Annotated in this window: 2 protein-coding genes; both read right to left on the reverse strand. The window is 29.8% G+C overall.

What is annotated here, in order from left to right; genetic code table 11:
• Positions 1 to 485 precede the first annotated feature (485 nt).
• Entirely contained in the window at positions 486 to 2,486 is a 2,001-nt protein-coding gene (locus CI949_RS19010; RefSeq protein ID WP_089719212.1) for a methyl-accepting chemotaxis protein, read from the reverse strand.
• Between the two features lies 1 nt (position 2,487).
• On the reverse strand, positions 2,488 to 3,174 hold the full coding sequence (locus tag CI949_RS19015) for an aspartate/glutamate racemase family protein (protein ID WP_089719213.1): 687 nt from the start codon (positions 3,172 to 3,174) through the stop codon (positions 2,488 to 2,490).
• Between the last annotated feature and the right edge of the window lie 43 nt (positions 3,175 to 3,217).

Genomic DNA, 3,217 nt, shown 5'->3' on the forward strand with positions numbered 1-3,217 from the left:
CTCCTTCTTGATCGATCAGACGAACCTCTTTTGCTCTAATGCGATCATTAACTCTTAAATCATTAACGATATTTATGCACCTCCTGAGTGATATAAAAACGACAAATATACAAAAAACGAGTGGTAGAAACCACCCGTTAAATTCAATAATCAGCTAAAGATAGACTATCCTAAAGATAAGCCTACTATTCCCACAGAAAGCCTAAAGCTCCGGCGAAAATACTGATATTAACCAGTTCTGACTGGTGAGAAACAGGTGTTTCTACTTTCTTTTCCTTAATTAGTATAGCACAGCGGTTGGACTCTGTCAAGAAAATAAAAGACCAGTCTGAATTTTAATAATAATGTTAATCATAAATTACATGAAAATTAAGATGTTATACTACAGCTTAAGATATATAGGAATTAACCAAAATATAAAAGATCAATCAACAAAAAACTTTTATTTATAAAAAGCCAGGGTTTAAATCCCTGGCTAATTTATATTAAATATCGAATTTTTTAATTATCTCTTCAAGGTTTTCAGCTCTACTTGATAATTCATCTGCAATTGAAGACATTTCTTCAACTGTAGCATTTTGTTCTTCACTGGCTGCTGCCACTTCTTCAGCAGAAGCAGAAGTTTCTTCGGATACTCCAGCAATATTTTGAGCTTCTTCTGATATTCCAGAACTTAACTTATTTGTTTTCTTAAATTCTTCTACAGAATTTGACATTCCCTGATTTATTTTTTCTAAAGTTTTTCTAATATCCTTAAATGTTTTATTAGATTCATTTACAAGTTTTTCTCCACTTAAAATTTCTTCTTCACTTCTATTCATTTCTTCTCCAACTTTATCGGTTGTTTTTGAAACTTCATCGATTAAGTCTTTGATTTGATCAGCAGAATTAGAAGATTCTTCAGCTAAATCTCTAATTTCATCAGCAACAACGCTAAATCCCCTACCAGCTTCACCAGCCCTTGCTGCTTCAATAGCTGCATTTAATGCTAATAAATTAGTTTGATCTGCTATATTATTTATTAAATCAATAATGCTTTTTATTTCGTCAGAAATAGATTGTAATTCAACAATATCTGTAGAAACAGTTCTCATTGCTTTAACTATATTTTCCATTTGTTGATTTAAATTATCCATCTTCTGAGAACCTTCATTAGTTACAACATTCATATCGTCTGTATAATTTTGTACTTCTTGATTGTTTTTATTTAAATTGTTTAAGCTATCAACTAACTTTTGAATATTTAAAGATACATTTTCTACACTTTTAGCCTGACTATCTGCTCCTGTTGCAACTTCCTGGATAGACATAGCAACTTGTTCTGATGTATTTCCTACTTCTTTTGAACTAACATCTAATGTTTTAGATGTTTCAGTAACATCTTCTGAAGTGTTTTTAATATTTTGTACTAAAGTTTTTAAGTCTTTTACCATTAAATTAAAAGATTTTCCTAAACTTCCTAGTTCATCTTTTCTGTTCACTTCTATACTGACATTTAAATTCCCGTTAGCAACCTTATCCATTTCTTTTGAGTATTCTAAAATAGGTTTTACTACCTGTTGTGAAATATATAGGATTATAGTTCCTAATAAAACAATTAAAACTATAATAGATAATATTGTGGTTGTTTTTAAAACTTTTTGATTTGCTTGATAAGCTTCTTTAGTTGGTATTTGAGCAAAAATAGTTCCTCCAATTTCTTCAATCGGTAAATATGAAGTTAACATTTTTTTGTTATCATTCTGATATTCAAATACCTCATTATTTGAATTAAAAACATCTTTTAAATTAAACCAATTACTAACATTAAACTTATTCTCTACAAGGTTTTGATCCGGATGTGCTAAAAGCTGCCCCTCTTTATTTACAAGAAAAGTATTTCCTGTTTCTCCCACTTTTGTTTCATTAATTAAAGTGCTTATTTGTTTTAATGAAATGTCTCCACCGATAACACCAGATATTTGTCCTTTATCATTAACTACTTTTTTAGCAATAGTAATAATTAATTCACCAGTTGCTGCATCTGTATAAGTTTCTGTCCAAATAGATGAATTGGAGTTTAAAGCATCTTTATACCAACCTCTATTTCTTGGATCATAATCATCTGCAAAAGTAGCATCAGGATAAGTCAACATTTCCCCGTTTTTAGTCCCAATATAAATTAAATTAAATTGAGAATATTTTTTTCCAATATTAGTTAATGTTTTTTTTATTTCAGGTTTATTTAAATTTTTAAAAATCGTTTCATCTGCTGTATAATTTACAATTTTTTTGCTTTCTCCTAAAAAAGAATTAATTTGTGATTGAACATTTTTTGTTATGTTTTTATTCCTTTGTTTAGCCAAAAATGTTATTTCATCTTTTACTACAGAATTAGTAAAATAGCCTAATGTTGTCAAACCAATTATCATAATTAGTGTAACAATAACAATAATTTTCAAATTAAGTTTTTCTTTAATATTCAAATTTTTAATAATATTTTTCATATTATAGCTCCTCTTTTGATAGATTAATAGTTAAGCTATCTTTTAAAAGCAGCTCCAAAATTTCAGCTGCTGGATCAATAATTTTATTAAAATCAGCTTTAATTTCACTTTTTAGATAAGGCAAATGGGTACAGCCCAATAAAAGCTGATCTGCCCCCATTTTTTGAAAAGAATCAATTAGTTCTTTCAACCCGTATTGCTGATATATTTTTTCCGCCTCAATCTCTGCTTCAATTGCATTAATAATCGGCATAATTCCAGCTGTTATAAATTCCAACTGGGGGTTATTGGCCGCTATAATTTTCTCAATTTTAACTGCACTCTGAGAATTAGCTGCCAGAACTGCTATTTTCTGCGGCTCTGAAATTGAAAGAGCCTGGTAGACATCTAAAGGAGTCAGCAGCGGTAATTTTGATTTTTGAATTAAATCACTCTTATCTAAAACCGCACTTAATGAGTTGCAGTAGATAATAACTGCTTTGGCTCCAGCTGCCTTCAACTTCATAATTTTATTTAATGTAATCTGCTGCAGTTTCTCTGGATTACTGTACTGGAGTCTATTCTGTTCAGCCGGGCTTTCTGAGGTGTAATCTGAAAGAACTTCATATCCCTGAGAACTATAATAACTTTTTCCTAAATATGTATCATAGGGAGTACCTGCAATTACTGCTAATTTAATATCTTTCAAAGGCTCAACTCCTTTCAAAAAGTTTAATTATACCCCGTTCTAA

It is taken from the genome of Halanaerobium sp., from assembly GCF_003070835.1.